General features: G+C 65.6%; 21 protein-coding genes and 1 tRNA gene. 13 read left to right on the forward strand and 9 right to left on the reverse strand.

Going from position 1 to position 20,796, the window contains the following annotated elements; translation table 11 throughout:
- Positions 1-30: 30 nt before the first annotated feature.
- Both KY49_RS01305 and KY49_RS01310 read right to left on the reverse strand, forming a co-directional pair.
- Positions 31-107 (reverse strand) — tRNA-Pro (locus tag KY49_RS01305).
- Between the two features lie 135 nt (positions 108-242).
- Positions 243-1,238: a polyprenyl synthetase family protein gene (locus tag KY49_RS01310; protein WP_010091260.1), complete on the reverse strand. Its 996-nt coding sequence runs from the start codon at positions 1,236-1,238 to the stop codon at positions 243-245.
- 209 nt (positions 1,239-1,447) lie between these two features.
- On the opposite strand from KY49_RS01310, the gene rplU reads away from it, so the two are divergent.
- From rplU to proB, 4 genes are all read left to right on the forward strand, one after another.
- The gene (rplU, locus tag KY49_RS01315; RefSeq protein WP_006025184.1) at positions 1,448-1,759 is read left to right on the forward strand and encodes a 50S ribosomal protein L21; all 312 of its coding nucleotides are present in this window, start codon (positions 1,448-1,450) and stop codon (positions 1,757-1,759) included.
- Positions 1,760-1,783: 24 nt separating this feature from the next.
- Entirely contained in the window at positions 1,784-2,047 is a 264-nt protein-coding gene (rpmA, locus tag KY49_RS01320) for a 50S ribosomal protein L27 (protein ID WP_010091262.1), read from the forward strand.
- A 172-nt stretch (positions 2,048-2,219) separates the two neighbouring features.
- A complete protein-coding gene (gene cgtA, locus KY49_RS01325) occupies positions 2,220-3,332 on the forward strand; it encodes an Obg family GTPase CgtA (protein ID WP_042583059.1) in 1,113 nt (370 codons plus the stop codon).
- A gap of 91 nt (positions 3,333-3,423) precedes the next feature.
- Entirely contained in the window at positions 3,424-4,542 is a 1,119-nt protein-coding gene (gene proB / locus KY49_RS01330) for a glutamate 5-kinase (RefSeq protein ID WP_010091264.1), read from the forward strand.
- 83 nt (positions 4,543-4,625) lie between these two features.
- On the opposite strand, the gene KY49_RS01335 is transcribed toward proB, so the two are convergent.
- The gene (locus KY49_RS01335) at positions 4,626-5,234 is read right to left on the reverse strand and encodes a CNP1-like family protein (protein ID WP_042583060.1); all 609 of its coding nucleotides are present in this window, start codon (positions 5,232-5,234) and stop codon (positions 4,626-4,628) included.
- Positions 5,235-5,247: 13 nt separating this feature from the next.
- On the reverse strand, positions 5,248-5,892 hold the full coding sequence (locus tag KY49_RS01340; RefSeq protein WP_042583061.1) for an RNA pyrophosphohydrolase: 645 nt from the start codon (positions 5,890-5,892) through the stop codon (positions 5,248-5,250).
- 218 nt (positions 5,893-6,110) lie between these two features.
- Between KY49_RS01340 and KY49_RS01345 the strand changes: the two genes are divergently transcribed.
- Together KY49_RS01345 and KY49_RS01350 are read left to right on the forward strand one after the other, a co-directional pair.
- Positions 6,111-7,847 (forward strand): proline--tRNA ligase, encoded by a 1,737-nt coding sequence (locus tag KY49_RS01345; RefSeq protein ID WP_010091267.1) that lies wholly within the window; start codon positions 6,111-6,113, stop codon positions 7,845-7,847.
- Positions 7,848-7,868: 21 nt separating this feature from the next.
- On the forward strand, positions 7,869-8,471 hold the full coding sequence (locus KY49_RS01350) for a MarC family protein (protein ID WP_042583062.1): 603 nt from the start codon (positions 7,869-7,871) through the stop codon (positions 8,469-8,471).
- Between the two features lie 77 nt (positions 8,472-8,548).
- On the opposite strand, the gene KY49_RS01355 is transcribed toward KY49_RS01350, so the two are convergent.
- A complete protein-coding gene (locus KY49_RS01355) occupies positions 8,549-9,100 on the reverse strand; it encodes a hypoxanthine-guanine phosphoribosyltransferase (RefSeq protein WP_042583063.1) in 552 nt (183 codons plus the stop codon).
- A gap of 94 nt (positions 9,101-9,194) precedes the next feature.
- Positions 9,195-10,562: a signal recognition particle protein gene (gene ffh, locus KY49_RS01360; RefSeq protein WP_010091270.1), complete on the reverse strand. Its 1,368-nt coding sequence runs from the start codon at positions 10,560-10,562 to the stop codon at positions 9,195-9,197.
- Positions 10,563-10,648: 86 nt separating this feature from the next.
- Between ffh and KY49_RS01365 the strand changes: the two genes are divergently transcribed.
- The 7 genes from KY49_RS01365 to KY49_RS01390 all read left to right on the forward strand — a co-directional run bounded on the left by KY49_RS01365 (position 10,649) and on the right by KY49_RS01390 (position 18,520).
- Positions 10,649-11,545, forward strand: a complete 897-nt coding sequence (locus KY49_RS01365) for a cytochrome C assembly family protein (RefSeq protein WP_042583064.1) — start codon at positions 10,649-10,651, stop codon at positions 11,543-11,545.
- Between the two features lie 14 nt (positions 11,546-11,559).
- Entirely contained in the window at positions 11,560-11,847 is a 288-nt protein-coding gene (locus tag KY49_RS01370) for a PP0621 family protein (RefSeq protein WP_042583065.1), read from the forward strand.
- A complete protein-coding gene (ampD, locus tag KY49_RS01375) occupies positions 11,844-12,434 on the forward strand; it encodes a 1,6-anhydro-N-acetylmuramyl-L-alanine amidase AmpD (RefSeq protein ID WP_042583066.1) in 591 nt (196 codons plus the stop codon). Before KY49_RS01370 ends, ampD begins: the two co-directional genes overlap by 4 nt.
- Positions 12,435-12,884: 450 nt before the next feature.
- Entirely contained in the window at positions 12,885-15,857 is a 2,973-nt protein-coding gene (locus tag KY49_RS01380; protein WP_042583067.1) for a ribonucleoside-diphosphate reductase subunit alpha, read from the forward strand.
- A 363-nt stretch (positions 15,858-16,220) separates the two neighbouring features.
- Positions 16,221-17,432 (forward strand): ribonucleotide-diphosphate reductase subunit beta, encoded by a 1,212-nt coding sequence (locus KY49_RS01385; protein ID WP_042583068.1) that lies wholly within the window; start codon positions 16,221-16,223, stop codon positions 17,430-17,432.
- 82 nt (positions 17,433-17,514) lie between these two features.
- A complete protein-coding gene (locus tag KY49_RS34950; RefSeq protein WP_071733211.1) occupies positions 17,515-17,841 on the forward strand; it encodes a hypothetical protein in 327 nt (108 codons plus the stop codon).
- A 28-nt stretch (positions 17,842-17,869) separates the two neighbouring features.
- Positions 17,870-18,520 carry a histone H1-like DNA-binding protein gene (locus KY49_RS01390; RefSeq protein WP_042583069.1) on the forward strand — a complete coding sequence of 217 codons (651 nt, stop codon included), beginning with the start codon at positions 17,870-17,872 and terminating at the stop codon, positions 18,518-18,520.
- Positions 18,521-18,721: 201 nt separating this feature from the next.
- Here the strand turns inward: KY49_RS01390 and KY49_RS01395 are convergent, their stop codons facing one another.
- The 3 genes from KY49_RS01395 to tpx form a co-directional block, all read right to left on the reverse strand.
- Positions 18,722-19,195, reverse strand: a complete 474-nt coding sequence (locus tag KY49_RS01395) for a glycine zipper 2TM domain-containing protein (protein ID WP_010091280.1) — start codon at positions 19,193-19,195, stop codon at positions 18,722-18,724.
- A gap of 19 nt (positions 19,196-19,214) precedes the next feature.
- Positions 19,215-20,153 carry a carbohydrate kinase family protein gene (locus KY49_RS01400; RefSeq protein WP_042583070.1) on the reverse strand — a complete coding sequence of 313 codons (939 nt, stop codon included), beginning with the start codon at positions 20,151-20,153 and terminating at the stop codon, positions 19,215-19,217.
- A gap of 87 nt (positions 20,154-20,240) precedes the next feature.
- Entirely contained in the window at positions 20,241-20,744 is a 504-nt protein-coding gene (gene tpx, locus KY49_RS01405) for a thiol peroxidase (protein WP_010091282.1), read from the reverse strand.
- Positions 20,745-20,796 lie beyond the last annotated feature (52 nt).

Below are 20,796 nucleotides of genomic sequence, written 5' to 3' on the forward strand. Positions count from 1 at the left end.
TGCACCTCGGTGCACGGTTTTTCACAAATCTGGTCGGGGTGAGAGGATTCGAACCTCCGGCCTCTACGTCCCGAACGTAGCGCTCTACCAGGCTAAGCTACACCCCGATTTGGACTCTTCCGACTTCGCAGTCTTCTTCAAGACCGCTGCGTCGTCGAGCAAGAACATGACTATAACAGCGCTTTTTCTGAAATGGAATACCTTGGTGAAAATATTTTTTGAATCGTGTGTCCGGAGCGCGCTCAGGACTGCCGCGATGTCGAATACGAGCACAGCTCGAGCAGGCTTTCCTTGTAAACGGAATCCGGAAACGCGGCGATCGCGGCCGCCGCGGCCTGCGCTTCCTGCCGCGCGCATTCGAGCGTGTGGTCGAGCGCGCCCGAGCGCGTGATCGCGTCGAAAATCGTTTCGAAGCGGTCGGTGCCGCCCTGTTCGATCGCCTCGCGCGCCAGCGCGGCCTGTTCGGGGGTGCCGCGCTCGATCAGGTAGATGAGCGGCAGCGTCGGCTTGCCTTCGCGCAGGTCGTCGCCGGCGTTCTTGCCCATCGCCTCGGCGGTGCCTGCATAGTCCAGCCAGTCATCCATGATCTGGAACGCGGTGCCGATGCGGCGCCCGTACTCGGCGGCGGCGGCCTCGGTCGTCGCGTCGGCGCCCGCGAGCACCGCGCCCAGCCGGGCGGACGCTTCGAACAGCTTGGCCGTCTTGTAGCGGATCACCTGCATGTAGCGGGCCTCGTCGACGTCCGCATCGTGCATATTGAGCAGCTGCAGCACTTCGCCTTCGGAGATGATCGTCGTCGCTTCCGACAGGATCTCCATCACGCGCATCTTGCCGACGCCGACCATCATCTCGAACGAGCGCGAATAGAGGTAGTCGCCTACCAGCACGCTCGCGGCATTGCCGAACAGCGCATTGGCCGTCTGGCGGCCGCGCCGCAGCTCGGATTCGTCGACGACGTCGTCATGCAGCAGCGTGGCCGTGTGAATGAACTCGACGACGGCCGCGAGCACGTGCCGCTGGTGCGACGTCTCGCCGAGCGCACCCGCGACGAACAGCAGGAGCGCCGGCCGCAGCCGCTTGCCGCCCGCGCCGATGATGTACTCGGCGATCTGGTTGATCAGCACCACGTCGGACGCGAGGCTTTGCCGGATGACGCGATTCACCTGCTCCATGTCGCTCGCGATCGGGGCGAGCAGGTGGGCGGCGCTGAGGGTGGGGGAGGCGGTGGACGACGACATGATCATGGAATTGGGTGATGCGGCGGATTATAAGTCGAATCCGCCGCATCCCGGTCTGTCGCGCGCGCCGCGGGCGCGATTTTGGCCATCCGGCCGAGGGACCGGCGCGGCAATCGTCGATCGGCTTTGACAGAGATGCTAACTCTCTGTATAATCACGCCTTTTCCGCGCGTGGTGTGCGGAAAAATGGATCCAGAGTGAGGTTCTCAATGTACGCGGTCATAAAAACCGGCGGCAAGCAGTACAAGGTTGCCGTTGGCGAAAAACTGAAAGTAGAACAGATACCGGCTGACATTGACGCTGAAATCACGCTCGACCAGGTTCTCGCAGTGGGCGAAGGCGAATCGATTAAGTTCGGTACGCCGCTGGTCAGTGGGGCTTCCGTCAAGGCCACCGTTGTGTCGCACGGTCGTCATGCCAAGGTCACCATCTTCAAGATGCGTCGCCGGAAGCACTACCAAAAGCACGGCGGCCACCGCCAGAACTACACTGAGCTGCGCATCGACGCGATCAACGCGTAAGCGCCTCGGTAAAGGAGCAATCAGATGGCACACAAAAAGGCAGGCGGCTCTTCCCGGAACGGCCGCGACTCCGAGTCGAAACGTCTCGGCGTGAAGGTGTATGGCGGCCAGGCGATCAACGCCGGCGGCATCATCGTGCGTCAGCGCGGCACCCGCATGCACGCTGGCGAGAACGTCGGCATGGGCAAGGATCACACCCTGTTCGCGCTGGTCGACGGCCACGTGAAGTTCGCGACGAAGGGCGCGGACAAGAAGCATATGGTCATCGTCGTCCCGGCGGCTGCCTAAGTTCAGGCACCCACGGGCTTCGTAGCCGAAAGGCCCCGCACTTGTCGCGGGGCCTTTTTTATTTTGTCGCTGCGCAAGCGCGGGCGGCTGGTCGCGGCGGTTGGCCGGACGGCCGATTGTTCAAGCGCGGCGGAGCGCGGCACAATAGCGAAAATACTGGGCGGAGTAACGAATGAAGTTCATTGACGAAGCGCGAATCGAAGTCATCGCCGGAGACGGAGGCGATGGCAGCGCGTCGATGCGCCGCGAGAAATTCGTTCCGTTCGGCGGGCCGGACGGCGGCGACGGCGGCCGGGGCGGCAGTGTCTACGCGATCGCCGACCGCAACATCAACACGCTGATCGATTACCGTTACGCGAAGAAGCACCTGGCGCGCAACGGTGAGAACGGCCGCGGCTCGGACTGCTACGGCAAGGGCGGCGACGACATCACGCTGCGCATGCCGGTCGGCACGGTCATCAACGACATGGACACGGGCGAGCTGATCGCCGACCTGACCGAGCACGACCAGAAGGTGATGCTCGCGCAGGGCGGTGCGGGCGGCCTCGGCAACCTGCATTTCAAGTCGAGCACGAACCGCGCGCCGCGCCAGAAGACCGACGGCAAGCCGGGCGAGCGGCGGATGCTGCGCCTCGAGCTGAAGGTGCTGGCCGACGTCGGCCTGCTCGGCATGCCGAACGCGGGCAAGTCGACGTTCATCTCGTCGGTGTCGAACGCGAAGCCGAAGATCGCCGACTACCCGTTCACGACGCTGGCCCCGAATCTTGGCGTCGTGCGCGTCGGGCCGAGCAAGAGCTTCGTGATCGCCGACATTCCCGGGCTGATCGAGGGCGCGGCCGAAGGCGCCGGCCTCGGGCATCAGTTCCTGCGCCACCTGCAGCGCACCGGGGTGCTGCTGCATCTTGTCGATCTTGCGCCGTTCGACGAAAGCGTCGATCCGGTCGCGGAGGCGACGGCAATCGTCGGCGAGCTGCGCAAGTACGACGAGGCGCTGTACGAGAAGCCGCGCTGGCTCGTGCTCAACAAGCTCGACATGGTGCCGGAGGACGAGCGCGAGGCGCGCGTCGCGGATTTCCTCGAGCGTTTCGGCTGGGACGGCCCGGTGTTCGAGATCTCGGCGCTGACCGGCCAGGGCTGCGAGGCGCTGTGCTACGCGATCTACGACTACCTCGCGGAGCATTCGGATGCGCATCGCGCGGCCGAGGCGGAAGACCTGGCGGCGGACGTGCGCTTCCGCGACACGCCCGCGCGCGACGGGCAGACGGCATCGGACGCCGACGCCTGAGCGGCGGGTGCGCGTCGGGCGCGAGCCGCCCGGCGCGGGAATTCAATCGCGCCCGGCCAGGCCAGGCATCACATACAGGAGACAGCGCACGATGCGTTCGATCATCGCGGATTCGAAGCGACTGGTGGTGAAGGTGGGATCCAGCCTCGTGACCAACGACGGCAAAGGGCTCGATCATGCCGCAATTGGCCGCTGGGCCGCCCAGATCGCCGCGCTGCGCGACCAGGGCAAGGAAGTGGTGCTCGTCAGCTCGGGCGCGATCGCGGAAGGGATGCAGCGGCTCGGCTGGAGCAAGCGTCCGCGCGAGATCGACGAACTGCAGGCCGCTGCCGCGGTCGGGCAGATGGGGCTCGCCCAGGTCTATGAAAGCCGCTTCTCCGAGCACGGGATCCGCACCGCGCAGATCCTGCTCACGCACGCCGACCTCGCGGACCGCGAACGCTACCTGAATGCACGCTCGACGCTGCTCACGCTGCTGCGGCTCGGCGTCGTGCCGATCATCAACGAGAACGACACGGTCGTTACCGACGAAATCAAGTTCGGCGACAACGACACGCTCGGCGCGCTCGTCGCGAACCTGATCGAAGGCGATGCGCTGATCATCCTCACCGACCAGTCCGGCCTGTTCACCGCAGATCCGCGCAAGGACCCGGCCGCGACGCTTGTCGCTGAAGCGAACGCGGGCGCGCCCGAACTCGAGGCGATGGCGGGGGGCGCGGGGTCGAGCCTCGGCCGCGGCGGCATGCTGACGAAGATCCTCGCGGCCAAGCGCGCGGCGCACAGCGGCGCGAACACCGTGATCGCGAGCGGGCGCGAGCCCGACGTGCTCGCGCGTCTCGCGGCGGGCGAGGCGATCGGCACGCAGCTGATCGCGCGCACGGCTCGGATGGCGGCACGCAAGCAGTGGATGGCCGATCACCTGCAGGTGCGCGGGCATGTCGTGATCGACGCCGGCGCGGTCGAGAAGCTGACGGCGGGTGGCAAGAGCCTGCTGCCGATCGGCATCGTCAACGTGCAGGGCGTGTTCGCGCGCGGCGAGGTGATCGCCTGCGTCGGGCCCGACGGGCGGGAAGTCGCGCGCGGGCTGACCAACTACAGCAGCGCGGAAACGAAACTGATCCAGCGCAAGCCGAGCGGCGAGATCGAAGCGGTGCTCGGCTACATGATGGAGCCGGAGCTGATTCACCGCGACAACCTGGTGCTCGTGTGACCCGTCCGGTCCGGTGATCGTCGATATGCAAAAGCCCTCGTGACGAGGGCTTTTTGCTTTTCGGCTTCGGCCGGCCGGCGCGATTAGCGCAGCTGGTTCAGCGCGGTGCGGTGATACTTGATGTTCTCGAGGATCGACTGCGTCGTGCCCTGCGGCATCTTGTTCGCGCAGAAGTAGTCCTGGTAGAGCGCCGCGTGATATGCGTTCAGCTCGCCGTTCTCGATGCGGCGCCAGTCGTTCTCGACCGTGCGGTCCCAGCCGTCGTGATCCGAATTGAGGCCCGCATACTGGCGCCATTCATACGTGTCGCAGCGAATGCCCTCGTAATTGACGTTGCGCGCGCCGGCCGGGCTCGTGACGACCACCGTATACCGCACGATGCCGTCGGTGCCGACCGCCAGCGACTTCGCGTCGACGAAGAACTTGAGCGGCGTGTTCTGCGACACGTTGAACGACAGCAGGTCGCCCGGCGTTGGCAGCGCGGGCAGCGTGTCGACCTTGTTTTCCTTCCATTCCCCCTGGCGGTCCAGCAGATAGACGAACGTGCCGTCGTCCTTGTTGGTCGGCGAATTCGAATGCGCGCAACCGGCCAGCACAGCCGCTGCGGCGATCGACGTGAGCGCGAGAGCAATCGCTTTCAATATGCATTCCTCGTAAAAAAAGGGCGCGACACCAAGGTCGCGCCCGGTCATGCAGTCCGACTTGTCATTCGCCGAGGATCAGGCGAGGAGGCGTCTCGTCGAGCGTGCTCGCTTCCACTTCGATCTCGGAACAGACCACCGATGTGTCGACAACCGTCAACGCCTGCTGGGGCTGCGATTCCACGACGCGCGGATAGCGCGGACGCGGACCCCGCGGCTTGTCGGCCCGCTGCGCCGGGCGGCGCAGGAAGCGCGACAGTTCCGTCAGCGCCAACTGATAAACATCCCGCTTGAACTCGATCACCGCATCGAGCGGCACCCAGTACTCGTTCCAGCGCCACGCATCGAACTCCGGGTGGTCGGTCGCGCGCAAGCAAATGTCGCAATCGCGTCCTACCATCCGCAGCAGGAACCAGATCTGTTTCTGGCCGCGGTAATGACCGCGTACTTCACGCTTGATGAACTTGTCAGGCACCTCGTAACGCAACCAGTCGCGAGTGCGGCCGATTATCTTGACGTGTTCCGGATGCAGGCCGGTTTCCTCGTGCAGCTCCCGGTACATCGCCTGCATGGGGGTCTCGCCGTACTTGATCCCACCTTGAGGAAACTGCCAGGAATGCTCGCGGAGCCGCTTGCCCCAAAACACCTCGTTGCGCGCGTTCAAGAGGATGATGCCGACGTTCGGGCGAAAGCCTTCACGATCCAGCATACAACCACCTTCGAATCCTTTAAAATTGCTTTGATTATAAACAGATAACGGGCGCCGCGCACCGTAACGGAGCGAATCCGCGCCGGGCGCGCCAGTTGAGCTGTCCCTGATTTGTCTGCCAAGTCATCTGCGCGATCGTCGTTCGCCGCGCGCAGCTTTTTCACCTTGAATCTTTTTCGGGCGCCCTGCCTGGGGGCGCCGTTTTTGGAACCGTCCGCATGAAAGCTTCCCGTTTCTTTATCGGCACCCTGAAAGAAGCACCCGCCGACGCAGAGATCGTCAGCCACAAGCTGATGGTGCGCGCCGGCATGATCCGCCGCGTCGCCGGCGGCATCTACAACTATCTGCCGATCGGCCTGCGCTCGATTCGCAAGGTCGAGGCGATCGTGCGCGAGGAAATGAACCGGGCCGGCGCGATCGAGCTCCTGATGCCGGCCGTGCAACCGGCCGAGCTGTGGCAGGAGTCGGGCCGCTGGGAGCAGTATGGTCCCGAGCTGCTGCGCTTCAAGGACCGCAAGGACAACGAGTTCGTGATCGGGCCGACGCACGAGGAAGTGATCACCGACATCGCGCGCAACCAGATCAGGAGCTACCGGCAGATGCCGGTGAACTTCTACCAGATCCAGACGAAGTTCCGCGACGAGATCCGTCCGCGCTTCGGCGTGATGCGCGGCCGCGAGTTCATCATGAAGGACGCGTACTCGTTCGACAAGGATGCCGACGGCCTCGCCGAGTCGTATCGCAAGATGTACGACGCGTACGTGCGCATCTTCACGCGCCTCGGTCTCGAGTTCCGTCCGGTTGCGGCCGACAGCGGCTCGATCGGCGGCAACTTCTCGCACGAGTTCCACGTGATCGCCGACACCGGCGAGGACGCGATCGCGTACTGCCCGAGCTCCGATTTCGCGGCGAACATCGAGGCGGCCGAAGCGCTGCCGCTGATCGCCGAACGCGCCGCGGCCGCCGAGCCGATGGCGAAGGTCGCGACGCCGGGCAAGGCGAAGTGCGAGGCCGTCGCCGAGCTGATGGGGATTCCGCTCGCGCGCACGATCAAGTCGATCGTGCTCGCGACCGACAACGAAGGCGCCGAGCCGACGATCTGGCTGCTGATGCTGCGCGGCGACCACGACCTGAACGAGATCAAGGCATCGAAGCTGCCGGGCCTGAGCAACCACCGCTTCGCGACCGAACAGGAAATCGTCGAGTGGTTCGGCACGCCGCCGGGCTACCTCGGCCCGATCGGCACGAAGAAGCCGGTGAAGGTGATCGCCGATCGCACGGTCGCGAACATGAGCGATTTCGTCGTCGGCGCGAACGAAGTCGACTACCACATCGCCGGCGTGAACTGGGGCCGCGACCTGCCGGAGCCGGAAGTCGCCGACATCCGCAACGTGCAGAAGGGCGACCCGTCGCCGGACGGCAAGGGCGTGATCGACATCTGCCGCGGCATCGAGGTCGGCCACGTGTTCCAGCTCGGCACCAAGTACTCGGAAGCGATGGGCGCGACGTTCATCGACGAGTCGGGCAAGCCGCAGCCGATGCTGATGGGCTGCTACGGCGTCGGCATCACGCGCATTCTCGGCGCGGCGATCGAGCAGAACTTCGACGACCGCGGCATCATCTGGCCGGAGTCGATCGCGCCGTTCGAGGTCGTCCTGTGCCCGATGGGCTACGACCGCAGCGACGCGGTGCGCGAAGCGACCGACAAGCTGTACGCTGAGCTGGCCGCGGCCGGCATCGACGTGATCCTCGACGATCGCGGCGAGCGTCCGGGCGTGATGTTCGCCGACTGGGAGCTGATCGGCGTGCCGCATCGCCTCGTGATCGGCGAGCGCGGCCTGAAGGAAGGCAAGCTCGAGTACCAGGGCCGCCGCGACGCCGAAGCGACGCTGCTGCCGGCCGACACGGCCGCGGCAACGGTCGTGGAGAAGGTCCGCGCCGCGCTCGCGCGCTAAGCCGGCCGACCGGGGGACACGGTGGAATACACCTTCCTGTCGGCCACCGTGCTTCTTCTGCTGATCACCGATCCGCTCGGCAACATTCCGCTGTTCATCTCGGCGATGCGGAGTGTGCCGCGCGAGCGGCGCGTGAAGCTGATCCTGCGCGAAGTGGGGATCGCGTTCGTGATCCTGCTGTTCTTCATGGTCGTGGGCGACCGCTTCCTGCGGATGATGAACCTCACCGACCTGTCGCTGCGCATCGGCGGCGGCATCGTGCTGTTCCTGATCGCGTTGCGGATGATCTTCCCGCATCCGGACGGCGCGCTCGGCAACGATCCGCGCGCCGGCGGCGAGCCGTTCATCGTGCCGCTGGCGATCCCGGCGCTGGCCGGACCGTCGGCGCTCGCGACGGTGATGCTGCTGACGTCGCAGGCGCCCGGCAAGATGCTCGAGTGGGCGGGTGCGCTGACGGTCACGATGATCGTCTGCGCGGTCACGCTGGTGCTGGCCGAGCGGATCCAGCAATGGCTCGGCGAGCGGACGGTCGCCGCATTCGAGCGGCTGATGGGCCTCGTGCTCGTCGCGATCTCGGTCGAGATGATGCTGGGCGGCATCCGCGTATTCGTGCACCAGCTGTAGCGCGGCGACGCCCCAATGTAAAAGCGGCGCTCCGGAAGAACCGGAGCGCCGCTTTTTTTATGCGGACCGCGCGGGCGTCAGGCGTTCGCGGTCAGTGCGCGGATCGTCGGCAGGTTGCGCCAGTAGCCCTTCGCATCCATGCCGCAGCCGAACACGTAGCGGTCGGGCACGGCGAAGCCGCAGAAATCCGGGTGCAGCGGCTTGGCCTTCGTGAGCGTCTTCTCGCACAGCACGGCGGACATGAAGCGCGTCGCGCCCATGTCGAGAATGCGGTCGCGGATCGCGGCCATCGTCTCGCCTTCGTCGAGGATGTCGTCGAGCACGAGCACGATGCGGTCCTTCACTGATTCGCGCGGCGCGACGCGCCAGTGCATCTCCGGGCTGCCCTGCGTCGTGTTGCGGTAGCGGGTCAGGTGGATGTAGTCGAATTCCAGCGGGAAATCGAGATGCGGCAGCAGCATCCCGGTAAACACCGCGGCGCCGCCCATCACCGAGAGGACGAGCGGGAACGCGTCGCCGATCTCGGCGCGGATCGCTTCGGCCATCCGGGCGATCGACGCGTTGACGGCGTCCGCCGAGACGATCTCTTCGGAGTGTTCGAAAATGTGGAGGGCTTCTTCGCGGTTCATGAGTTCTGGCGGGCAGTCGGTATACAAATAAGAATGAAGCAGATCGGGCGGCGCGCGCTACAGCAAAAACCCGCGCGCCGGCCGACGGGCGGAATCAGCGCAGGCCGGGCATCATGCCCTTCAGGCCGCGCATCATCTTCTGCATGTTGCCGCCCTTCAGCTTCTTCATCATCGTACGCATCTGGTCGTACTGGTTCAGCATCCGGTTGACTTCCTGCACCGGCACGCCCGCGCCGGCGGCAATGCGGCGCTTGCGCGTCGCCTTGATGATCTCGGGTTTCGCGCGCTCGGCAGGCGTCATCGAGCTGATGATCCCTTCCATCCGGCGGATCTGCTTTTCGGCCTGGCCCATGTCGGCGCCGGCGGCCGCCTGCTGGAACTGCGCGGGCAGCTTGTCCATCAGCGACGACAGGCCGCCCATGTTCTTCATCTGCGAGATCTGCGCGCGAAAATCGTTCAGGTCGAAGTCGCCGCCTTTCTTCACCTTGTCGGCGAGCTTCTGCGCGGCCTGCACGTCGACGCCGCGCTGCGCTTCCTCGACGAGCGCGAGGATGTCGCCCATGCCGAGGATCCGGTTCGCCATCCGGTCCGGGTGGAAGATCTCGAGGCCGTCGAGCTTCTCGGCGACACCGACGAACTTGATCGGCTTGCCGGTGATGTGGCGCACCGACAGCGCGGCGCCGCCGCGCGAGTCGCCGTCGAGCTTGGTCAGCACGACACCGGTGAGCGGCAGCGCGTCGTTGAACGCCTTCGCGGTGTTGACCGCATCCTGGCCGAGCATCGCGTCGACGACGAACAGCGTTTCGGCAGGCTTCAGCGTAGCGTGCAGCGCGGCGATCTCCTGCATCATCGCTTCGTCGATGCCGAGACGGCCGGCCGTGTCGACGATCAGCACGTCATGGTAGTGGCGCTTCGCCCAGTCGACCGCGGCGAGCGCGATGTCGACCGGCTTCTGGTCCGGCGTCGACGGGAAGAAGTCGGCGCCGACCTGTTCGCTCACCGTTTTCAGCTGCATGATCGCGGCGGGGCGGTACACGTCGCACGACACCGTCAGCACTTTCTTCTTGTACTTCTCGCGCAGCAGCTTCGCGAGCTTGCCGGCGGTGGTGGTCTTGCCCGCGCCCTGCAGGCCGGCCATCAGGATCACCGCGGGCGGCGTGACGGCGAGGTTCAGCTCGGCGGCCTTGCCCTCGTAGTCACCGCCGATCACGGCGGTCAGCTCCTTCTGGACCACGCCGACGAGTGCCTGGCCCGGCGACAGGCTGCTGATCACTTCCTCGCCGAGGGCTTTTTCCTTGACCTTGGCGATGAATTCGCGGACGACGGGCAGCGCCACGTCGGCCTCGAGCAGCGCGAGGCGCACCTCGCGGAGCATCTCCTGGGTGTTCGCCTCGGTGAGCCGGGCCTCGCCGCGCAGCGTCTTGACGACGCGCGCCATCCGTTGAGTGAGATTGTCGAGCATGGGGAGCGATGGACAGTGGGGCCCGAAGGCGGCGGAACTCAACAAGGGAGCCGTCGCGGGAAGGGGGCCTAGTGTAAACTTCGAACATGGATATTGTACTGTATGCCCTCACCGCATTCCTGTACGGCGGCCTCGCCGTTGCCGGCTGGCGCACGCACCGCCAGGGCGCGGGCTCGCCGCTCGTCGCGAGCGTGCCGGCCGTGCCGGTTCCGGCTTCCGCCGCCTCCGGGATGAGCGGGTCCGGCCGCGCGCTGCTGTTCGCCGCGCTCGTCGCGCATGGCGTGCTGCTCCACATGACGATCTTCCCGCACGATGCGATGGTGTTCGGCTTCGCGTTCGCGCTGTCCGCGATGTTCTGGCTCGGCGCCGGCATCTACTGGATCGAGAGCTTCTTCTTCCCGCTCGACAGCCTGCGGCTGCTCGTGCTGCCGCTCGCGTGCGGCGCGTCGCTGCTGCCGCTGGTGTTCGGCGGCGTGCGGGTGCTGCCTTATGCCGCAGCGCCGCTGTTCAAGCTGCACTTCCTGATCGCGAACATCGCGTACGGCCTGTTCGCGATCGCGGCGCTGCACGCGATCCTGATGCTGATGGTCGAGCGGCGCCTGCAGTCGCTCCGAAGCGGCGGGCGCGACGGCTCGACGGGCTGGATCGCGAGCTGGCTCGAAACGCTGCCGCCGCTGCTCACGCTCGAGAAGCTGCTGTTCCGCCTGATCGGCGCGGGCTTCGTGCTGCTCACGCTGACGCTCGCGTCCGGGATCCTGTTCAGCGAGCAGGTCGACGCGCGCGCGATGCGGCTCGACCACAAGACCGTGTTCGCGATCCTGTCCTGGCTGATGTTCGGCGGGCTGCTGGTCGCGCGCAGGACGTCGGGCTGGCGCGGGCGGGGCGCCGCGCGCTGGGTGCTCGTGTCGTTCGCCGCGCTGCTGCTCGCGTATGTCGGCAGCCGGTTCGTGTTCGAGGTGCTGCTGCACCGCTCCGTGGTTTGATCGGCTGATTCCCGATGCGACAGATTCTTCTCCTCATCCTCGTGTTCTTCGCGACCTCGTGGGTCGCGCGCAAGCTGCGCCAGGCGCAGGCGCGAACCGGGCAGGGCGCTGGTGCGCAAGGCTACCGCGGCGCCGCGCACGCGGGCGGCGCGCAGCCGCTTCCCGAGCCGATGGTGCGCTGCGCCGAGTGCGGCGTGCACGCGCCCAAGGGCGACGCGGTCGTCGCGGGCGGCGAGTATTTCTGCAGCGCCGAGCACGCGCAGCGCCACGCCGCGCGCACGAACGACCACGGCGCGCGATGAGCAACGCGCGGTTCCTGTCGATCGACGCGAACGGCTGGGTGCGCGACGCGCGCCATGCGCCGTCGCCGAACTTCGAGGCGCGGCCCGCCGGTGCGGTGCCGACGCTCGTCGTCGTCCACAACATCAGCCTGCCCCCCGGCGAATTCGGCGGCGACGCGATCGAGGCGCTGTTCCTGAACCGTCTCGACTGTGATGCGCATCCCTATTACCAGGCCCACCTGCGCGGCGTGCGGGTGTCCGCGCACTTCCTGATCCGTCGCGACGGCGAACTCGTGCAGTTCGTGTCGTGCGACGAGCGAGCATGGCACGCGGGCGCGTCCGAGTTCTTCGGCCGGCCGCGCTGCAACGATTTCTCGATCGGCATCGAGCTCGAAGGCGCGGACGACGTGCCGTTCGAAGCCGCCCAGTACGCGACCCTCGGCACGCTCGCGCGCGGGCTCGCAGCCCGCTATCCGGTCGACGCGTTCGCCGGTCATTCCGATGTCGCGCCGGGCCGCAAGACCGACCCCGGCCCGCACTTCGATTGGCAACGCTTCGCAAGCGATGCCGGCTTTTCCGCCGAATACTTTCCTTTCCGGCAGCACTGATCGCGGGGTTTTTTGACGCGCGGGAACTATTTTTCCGGCGAATGCCTTGTCGCGTCTGACCGTTCGCGATGTCAAGGGCTCTATCGCAAATTCTCCGGTTGGACGTCGTCCGAATGTCCACTATACTTGGTGCCAGTTGAGTAGTTCTGCACTAGATATAGTGTGTGCCGCGGGGAAAACCCGGGCGGCACGGACCGGCGGGCAACGCCGGCGGAAGGAGTTCTCAGGGCGACGCGTCAGGCCGGCGGTCCGGGCGTCGCGATCAGCGCAGCAAGTGTCGACGGGGCGCAGGACACATGACGAAGCACCAGACCGGATCACGTGCATCACGACGACCGAACCGGCCCCCTCGACGCGTCGCTCGCGTCTTACCGCTCGCGCACCGCATTGCGCAGCGATCGTTTTAATCCGCGGTTCCCCCCGCATCACCCAACACCAGGAGCTTTGCACATGCAAACCACCGACAACGCGACGTCCCAATACGAGAGCGCATCGAGCCGTCCTCTCGGCGGGACCGAACAAGGCGCGCAGGCGCTCGCGCCGCAGGCCACGTTCGCCGACTACAAGGTGATCCGCCGCAACGGCAGCGTGGTGTCGTTCGAGCCGTCGAAGATCGCGATCGCGGTGACCAAGGCTTTCCTGGCCGTGAACGGCGGGCAGGGCGCGGCCTCGGCACGCGTGCGCGAACTGGTCGAGCAGCTGACGCACAACGTGGTGCGCGCGCTCGTGCGCAGCCGTCCGAACGGCGGCACGTTCCATATCGAGGACATCCAGGATCAGGTCGAGCTCGCGCTGATGCGCGGCGGCGAGCACAACGTCGCGCGTGCGTACGTGCTGTATCGCGAGAAGCGTCACCTCGAGCGCCAGCACGCGGGCGAGGAAGCGCCGGCGGTCGAATCGACCGGCGGCATCAACGTCGTCGACAACGGCGTGACCCGTCCGCTGGACCTGAACGCGCTGCGCGCGCTGATCGTGTCCGCGTGCGACGGCCTCGGCGCTGCGGTTAACCCTGACCCGATCGTCGCGGAGACGGTGAAGAACCTGTACGACGGCGTGCCGATGAGCCAGGTCTACGACTCGGCGATCCTGGCCGCACGCACGATGATCGAGAAGGACCCGGCGTACAGCCAGGTCACGGCCCGCATCCTGCTGCACACGATCCGCCGCGAGATCCTCGGCGAGGAAGTGGTCCAGGCCGAGATGTCGACCCGCTACGCGGAGTACTTCCCGCAGTTCCTGAAGCGCGGCGTCGACGCCGGCCTGCTCGACGACAAGCTGCTGCAGTTCGACCTGAAGCGCCTCGGCGATGCGCTCGACGCGAGCCGCGACCTGCAGTTCGGCTACCTCGGCCTGCAGACGCTGTACGACCGCTACTTCCTGCACGTCGACGGCAGCCGCATCGAAATGCCGCAGGCGTTCTTCATGCGCGTCGCGATGGGCCTCTCGTTGAACGAGATCGACCGCGAAGCGCGCGCGATCGAGTTCTACAACGTGCTGTCGAGCTTCGACTTCATGAGCTCGACGCCGACGCTGTTCAACTCGGGCACCCACCGCTCGCAGCTGTCGTCGTGCTACCTGACGACGGTCGCGGACGACCTTGACGGCATCTATGAGGCGCTGAAGGAAAACGCGCTGCTGTCGAAGTTCGCCGGCGGCCTCGGCAACGACTGGACCCGCGTGCGCGCACTCGGCTCGCATATCAAGGGTACGAACGGCAAGTCGCAAGGCGTGGTCCCGTTCCTGAAGGTCGTCAACGACACCGCGGTCGCGGTCAACCAGGGCGGCAAGCGCAAGGGCGCGGTCTGCGCGTACCTGGAATCGTGGCACCTCGACATCGAGGAATTCCTCGAGCTGCGCAAGAACACCGGCGACGATCGCCGCCGCACGCACGACATGAACACGGCGAACTGGATTCCCGACCTGTTCATGAAGCGCGTGATGGAAGGCGGCGACTGGACGCTGTTCTCGCCGTCGACCTGCCCGGACCTGCACGACAAGTTCGGCGCCGAGTTCGAGACGGCCTACACGGCGTACGAGGACAAGGTCGCTCGCGGCGAGATCAAGCTGTTCAAGAAGATCCCGGCGCAGCAGCTCTGGCGCAAGATGCTCGGCATGCTGTTCGAAACGGGCCACCCGTGGATCACGTTCAAGGATCCGTGCAACGTGCGCTCGCCGCAGCAGCACGTCGGCGTCGTCCACTCGTCGAACCTGTGCACGGAAATCACGCTGAACACCAGCGACACCGAGATCGCGGTCTGCAACCTGGGTTCGGTGAACCTGGTCGCCCACCTCGTGAAGCAGGCGGACGGCAGCTACGCGCTCGACCACGACAAGCTGAAGCGCACGGTCAGCGTCGCGATGCGCATGCTCGACAACGTGATCGACATCAACTACTACGCGGTGCCGAAGGCGCGCAACTCGAACCTGAAGCACCGCCCGGTCGGCATGGGCATCATGGGCTTCCAGGACTGCCTGCACCTGCTGCGCACGCCGTACGCGTCGCAAGCGGCGGTCGAGTTCGCCGACCGCTCGATGGAAGCGGTCTGCTACTACGCGTACTACGCGTCGACCGAGCTGGCCGAGGAGCGCGGCCGCTACTCGAGCTACCGCGGCTCGCTGTGGGATCGCGGCATCCTCCCGCAGGACACGCTGAAGCTGCTGACGGAAGCCCGCGGCGGCTACGTCGAGGTCGATACGTCCGAGTCGCTCGACTGGTCGGAGCTGCGTTCGCGGATCGCCGCGCACGGGATGCGCAACTCGAACTGCGTCGCGATCGCGCCGACGGCGACGATCTCGAACATCATCGGCGTGTCGGCATGCATCGAGCCGACCTTCCAGAACCTGTACGTGAAGTCGAACCTGTCGGGCGAGTTCACGGTGGTCAACGAGTACCTGGTGCGCGACCTGAAGGAGCGCGGCCTGTGGGACGAGGTGATGGTCGCCGATCTGAAGTACTTCGACGGCATGCTGTCGCGCATCGACCGCGTTCCGGCCGACCTGCGCGCGATCTACGCGACCGCATTCGAGGTCGATCCGACGTGGCTGGTCGAGGCGGCGTCGCGCCGTCAGAAGTGGATCGACCAGGCGCAGTCGCTGAACATCTACATGGGCGGCGCATCGGGCAAGAAGCTCGACGAGGTCTACAAGCTCGCGTGGCTGCGCGGCCTGAAGACGACGTACTACCTGCGCACGATGGCGGCGACGCACGTCGAGAAGTCGACGGTCGCGCACGGCGCGCTGAACGCGGTGCCGACGAGCGGTGGTGCGGGCGGCGCGCAGGGCGCGGCGGGCGGCTTCGGTGCGACGGGCGGCGACGCGTCGGCAGCGGGCACGGTGAATGCTGCGCCGGTCGAGGCGGAAGGTCCGGTATGCATGATGCGTCCGGGCGACCCGGGCTTCGACGAGTGCGAAGCGTGCCAGTAACGCGGCGCGACTGACTCGGCAGGGCTCCGGGCGGCGCGCACGGCAACCGATAAAGGTTGAAGTGCGCGCCGCTCTCAACTAAAAAAATGATAAGGAATCTGTAACGCGGCAAGCGCGTTGCAGGCAGTGACAAGCGATCGAAGCAGCCCCGACGGCGTCACGTTTCGATCCGCGTTCGATGCGTCGAGCGCACCTCGCGATACATGTGCGACACACGTCGCGCGCTGCATGAACGACGATGCGTTGCTCAAAGTGTTGTATCGAGGTCGCAACGCGAATCGAAAAAGGGATTTTTCGTGAGCGGGCCCTTTTATCGCTCAGGAAAAGATGGTACAAACCGTTCTAAATTGATGGTGAGAATTTATGCTCAACTGGGATGACGAGAAGACTGCCGTAACTCCCGCGAGCGGAGCGCAGCAGAACGCGATGCGCACCCCCGCAGGAATGGCTGTCGGAATGCAGGCCGCAGCGCCTGCCGCCCAACAGGCTCGTGACATTTTCGAAGGCGATCTCGCGGTCGCACCGCACGCATCGGCTGCTCCCGCTGCTGGTTCGGAAGCGCGCGTGAATGTCGCCGACAAGCGCATCATCAACGGCCAGACTGACGTCAATCAGCTGGTGCCGTTCAAGTACAAGTGGGCGTGGGAAAAGTATCTGGCCGGTTGCGCGAACCACTGGATGCCGCAGGAAATCAACATGTCCCGCGACATCGCTCTGTGGAAGGATCCGAACGGGCTGACCGAGGACGAGCGCCGCATCGTCAAGCGCAACCTCGGCTTCTTCGTGACGGCCGACTCGCTGGCGGCGAACAACATCGTGCTCGGCACGTACCGCCACATCACGGCGCCCGAGTGCCGGCAGTTCCTGCTGCGCCAGGCGTTCGAAGAGGCGATCCACACGCACGCGTACCAATATATTGTCGAATCGCTCGGTCTCGACGAAGGCGAGATCTTCAACGCGTACCACGAGGTCGCGTCGATCCGTGCGAAGGACGAATTCCTGATCCCGTTCATCCATACGCTGACGGACCCGGCCTTCAAGACCGGCACGCTCGAAGCGGATCAGAAGCTGCTGAAGTCGCTGATCGTGTTCGCCTGCATCATGGAAGGCCTGTTCTTCTATGTCGGGTTCACGCAGATCCTCGCGCTCGGCCGCCAGAACAAGATGACGGGTGCTGCAGAGCAATATCAGTACATCCTGCGCGACGAGTCGATGCACTGCAATTTCGGCATCGACCTGATCAACCAGATCAAGCTCGAGAATCCGCATCTCTGGACCACGGAATTCCGCGCGGAGATTCGCGAGCTGTTCAAGCAGGCTGTCGATCTCGAATACCGCTACGCCGAGGACACGATGCCGCGCGGCGTGCTGGGTCTGAACGCGTCGATGTTCAAGAGCTATCTGCGCTTCATCTGCAACCGCCGTTGCCAGCAGATCGGCCTCGATCCGCTGTACCCGAACGAGGAAAACCCGTTCCCGTGGATGAGCGAGATGATCGACCTGAAGAAGGAACGCAACTTCTTCGAGACGCGAGTGATCGAGTATCAGACGGGGGGCGCGCTGTCCTGGGAATGACCCGCAGCAGCGACTCCGTCACGACGACGAGAAGCCGGCCGCCTCACGGCGCCGGCGCAAGGTTTAGGAGCAAGAACGCCTGATGCAAAGCACGCCCGGTGCCTTAACGGCCCAACGACATGACAGGCACTTTGCGAACCCTTCAGTGGGATGGGCAAACTTCCCTCCGGAAAAAGCGAACCGCCGTGTGGCGGTCCGCTTGATCAAGCGATCTGGGATGGCGGCGCGTGGCGCGCCGGCCATCGACTTGATTTGGCGCGCGAGGCCCGGTGGCCACGCGCGCCATACCGTATTCATTAGCGTAAGCGTGTGGTATCCGCGTACGCCGATGAATAGCCCGCTTCGAAGCGCACGTCCTGAACAGCGTCCGCGGGAAGCGGGTTTTGACGAAGGGTGTAGTTTGAACTGACTCTCATCTGAACCTGAAGGAGAAAAACATGGCTACTGCCAAGAAGAAACCGGCTGCGAAGAAGGCAGCTGCGAAGAAGGCTGCTGCACCGGCGAAGAAGGCCGCTGCAGTGAAGAAGGTTGCTGCGAAGAAGGTCGCCGTGAAGAAGGTTGCTGCGAAGAAGGCGGCACCGGCGAAGAAGGCAGCCGTGAAGAAGGTTGCTGCGAAGAAGGCGGCACCGGCGAAGAAGGCTGCTGCGAAGAAGGTCGCAACGAAGAAGGTTGCTGCAAAGAAAGTCGCTGCGAAGAAAGTCGCGGTGAAGAAGGTTGCTGCGAAGAAGGCGGCACCGGCGAAGAAGGCCGCAGCGAAGAAGGTTGCCGCCAAGAAGGTCGCGGTGAAGAAGGTCGCCGCGAAGAAGGCAGCACCGGCGAAGAAGGCCGCTGCGAAGAAGGCGGCACCGGCGAAGAAGGCGGCTGCGAAGGCCGCGGCGCCGGCGAAGAAGGCCGCTGCGAAGACGGCAGCGCCCGCCAAGAAGGCTGCTGCGCCGGCGAAGAAGGCTGCGGCTCCGAAGAAGGCTGTCGTGAAGAAGGCCGCACCGGCGACGACCGCGTCGACGGCATCGGTTGCACCGGCATCGGGCGTGAAGACCGCGCTCAACCCGGCAGCAGCATGGCCGTTCCCGACCGGCAGCCGTCCGTAATCGCGGATCGCTTTGCCACCCGGACACTCATGCGGTGTCCGCGGGTTGAGTAGCGCTACTCAATCGGTCCCGCCACCTGGTCTGGGTGGCGGGATTTTTTCGTCCGCACGCGGCAGCACGGGACGGCCAGGCGAAAAAAAACGCATGCGCAGCTTCGCGCATGCGTTCGACCGCGGCTTGCGCCGCGTGCTGAGGTACCGGTTAGTGCGTGACGCGCGTGACGCCGCCGCTCGACAGCAGCCGCACGCGTTCGCCGGCGCGGAACGCCTCGCCGCTCGCTGCTTGCGTGATCGAGCGCAGGTCGCCGTTGTCGAGGCGCACGGTGATTTCCACACCGTTCGCGGTGCTGAGGTTTTCGCCGATCGCATTGCCGGCGACCGCGCCGGCGAGGCCGCCCGCGATCGCGGTGATGATCGAGCCCTTGCCGCCGCCGATCGCGCTGCCCGCGACCGCGCCGAGCGCGCCGCCGCCGAGCGTGCCGATCGCACTGCCGCCACCTTCGGACTGGATGCGGACCGCGCGGACGCTTTCGACCGTGCCCATGCGGACGGTCTGTTCGCGCTGCGCCTGGCCGACGCTATAGACGTCAGCCGAGCCCGGCGGCGTGAAGCAGCCGGCCAGCGTCAGCGTGGCGGCCAGCATGGCCGTGAGCGTGAGGGTGTTCTTCGTCAACATTTTTGCTCTCCCACAAAATTCATTTGAGACTGTAGCCGAATGCAGTCTCGAAGCGTGTGTCGATTTCGGCGCGGGTCAGCGAGTAGGATTGCGGCCCCTGGTGGGCGATCTTGATAGAGCCCATCAGGCTGGCCAGGCGCCCCGTGGTCGCCCAGTCGAGGCCCTTTTCGATGCCGTACAGCAGACCGCCCCGGAAGGCGTCGCCGCAGCCCGTCGGATCGGCGATGCGCTCGGCCGGCACGACAGGGACCTGCTCGACGCCCTGCTTGTGGCGAATTGTCGCGCCATGCTCGCCGCGCGTGATGACGAGCGCGTCGACCCGGCTGGCGATTTCGTCTTCGGACCATCCCGTCTTGTCGCTCACCAGCCTGGCCTCGTAGTCGTTGACCGCAACGTAGGTCGCAAGTTCAATGCTGCGGCGCAGCGTCGCGCCGTCGAACAGCGGCAGGCCCTGGCCCGGGTCGAACACGAACGGCACGCCGGCCTTCGCGAGCTCTTCCGTATGCTGCACCATCCCGTCGAAGCCGTCCGGGCCGACGATCGCCAGCGTGATGTCCTGCGCGTCGCCCACGTGGTTCAGGTGCGACTGCATCATCGCGCCCGGGTGAAACGCCGTGATCTGGTTGTTGTCGAGATCGGTCGTGATCATCGCGTGCGCCGAGTGCATGTCGGGCAGCACGCGAACGTGGTCGCGGCGCATGCCGAGCCGGTCGAGCCGCTCGAGATACGGTTGCGCGTCGAGCGCGCCGAGCGTGCCCATCATCCGTGCGTCGCCGCCGAGCAGATGCAGCGCATAGGCGATGTTGCCCGCGCAGCCGCCGAATTCGCGACGCATCGTCGGCACGAGGAAGCTCAGGTTGATGAGGTGCACCTGGTCGGGCAGGATGTGCTCGCGGAACCGCCCTTCGAAGGTCATGATGGAGTCGTAGGCGATCGAGCCGCAAATCAGCGTAGCCAAGGTGTGCGTTCCTGTAGAAATGAGGGACCCTGCGTGAAAGCGCCGCGCGAAAAGGCGCGGCGCGACAGGGGGGAGCGTGGGTAAGGCTTACTTCAGCGCAGCGAGCGCGGCGTCGTAGTTCGGCTCGTCCTTGATCTCGCCGACGAGCTGCGCGTGGATCACCTTGTCCTGCGCGTCGAGCACGACGACGGCGCGCGCGGTCAGGCCGTTCAGCGGACCGCTCGTCACGTCGACGCCGTACGCGTTCGCGAATGCGCGGCCGGTGCGGAACGTCGACGCAGTCAGCACGTTCGCGAGGCCTTCGGTCGTGCAGAAGCGCGTCGCCGCGAACGGCAGGTCGGCCGACACGACGATCACGACCGTGTTGTCGAGCGACGACGCCGCTTCATTGAACTTGCGGGTCGACGTCGCGCAGGTCGGGGTGTCGAGGCTCGGCACGATGTTCAGCACTTTGCGCTTGCCGGCGAAGCTGGCGAGCGACAGGTCGTTGAGGTCCTTGCCGACCAGCGAGAAGTCGGGGGCCTGCGAACCGACGGTCGGGAACGTGCCGGCGATGTCGATCGGGTTGCCACCCAGCGTAACTTTGCTCATGTTCGTGCTCCGAAATAGCGCGTCGCCAGGACGCGCGGGTTGAAACCGGCGC

The sequence above is a fragment of the Burkholderia sp. MSHR3999 genome, from assembly GCF_000833595.1.
GTDB lineage: Bacteria > Pseudomonadota > Gammaproteobacteria > Burkholderiales > Burkholderiaceae > Burkholderia > Burkholderia ubonensis.

Bases quoted from the DNA above. Each gene is read 5' to 3' on its own strand.
- KY49_RS01310 (WP_010091260.1), bottom strand. From the start codon at position 1,238: ATGTCGTCGTCCACCGCCTCCCCCACCCTCAGCGCCGCCCACCTGCTC.
- rplU (WP_006025184.1), top strand. From the start codon at position 1,448: ATGTACGCGGTCATAAAAACCGGCGGCAAGCAGTACAAGGTTGCCGTT.
- rpmA (WP_010091262.1), top strand. From the start codon at position 1,784: ATGGCACACAAAAAGGCAGGCGGCTCTTCCCGGAACGGCCGCGACTCC.
- cgtA (WP_042583059.1), top strand. From the start codon at position 2,220: ATGAAGTTCATTGACGAAGCGCGAATCGAAGTCATCGCCGGAGACGGA.
- proB (WP_010091264.1), top strand. From the start codon at position 3,424: ATGCGTTCGATCATCGCGGATTCGAAGCGACTGGTGGTGAAGGTGGGA.
- KY49_RS01335 (WP_042583060.1), bottom strand. From the start codon at position 5,234: ATGACCGGGCGCGACCTTGGTGTCGCGCCCTTTTTTTACGAGGAATGC.
- KY49_RS01340 (WP_042583061.1), bottom strand. From the start codon at position 5,892: ATGCTGGATCGTGAAGGCTTTCGCCCGAACGTCGGCATCATCCTCTTG.
- KY49_RS01345 (WP_010091267.1), top strand. From the start codon at position 6,111: ATGAAAGCTTCCCGTTTCTTTATCGGCACCCTGAAAGAAGCACCCGCC.
- KY49_RS01355 (WP_042583063.1), bottom strand. From the start codon at position 9,100: ATGAACCGCGAAGAAGCCCTCCACATTTTCGAACACTCCGAAGAGATC.
- ffh (WP_010091270.1), bottom strand. From the start codon at position 10,562: ATGCTCGACAATCTCACTCAACGGATGGCGCGCGTCGTCAAGACGCTG.
- KY49_RS01365 (WP_042583064.1), top strand. From the start codon at position 10,649: ATGGATATTGTACTGTATGCCCTCACCGCATTCCTGTACGGCGGCCTC.
- KY49_RS01370 (WP_042583065.1), top strand. From the start codon at position 11,560: ATGCGACAGATTCTTCTCCTCATCCTCGTGTTCTTCGCGACCTCGTGG.
- ampD (WP_042583066.1), top strand. From the start codon at position 11,844: ATGAGCAACGCGCGGTTCCTGTCGATCGACGCGAACGGCTGGGTGCGC.
- KY49_RS01380 (WP_042583067.1), top strand. From the start codon at position 12,885: ATGCAAACCACCGACAACGCGACGTCCCAATACGAGAGCGCATCGAGC.
- KY49_RS01385 (WP_042583068.1), top strand. From the start codon at position 16,221: ATGCTCAACTGGGATGACGAGAAGACTGCCGTAACTCCCGCGAGCGGA.
- KY49_RS34950 (WP_071733211.1), top strand. From the start codon at position 17,515: ATGCAAAGCACGCCCGGTGCCTTAACGGCCCAACGACATGACAGGCAC.
- KY49_RS01390 (WP_042583069.1), top strand. From the start codon at position 17,870: ATGGCTACTGCCAAGAAGAAACCGGCTGCGAAGAAGGCAGCTGCGAAG.
- KY49_RS01395 (WP_010091280.1), bottom strand. From the start codon at position 19,195: ATGTTGACGAAGAACACCCTCACGCTCACGGCCATGCTGGCCGCCACG.
- tpx (WP_010091282.1), bottom strand. From the start codon at position 20,744: ATGAGCAAAGTTACGCTGGGTGGCAACCCGATCGACATCGCCGGCACG.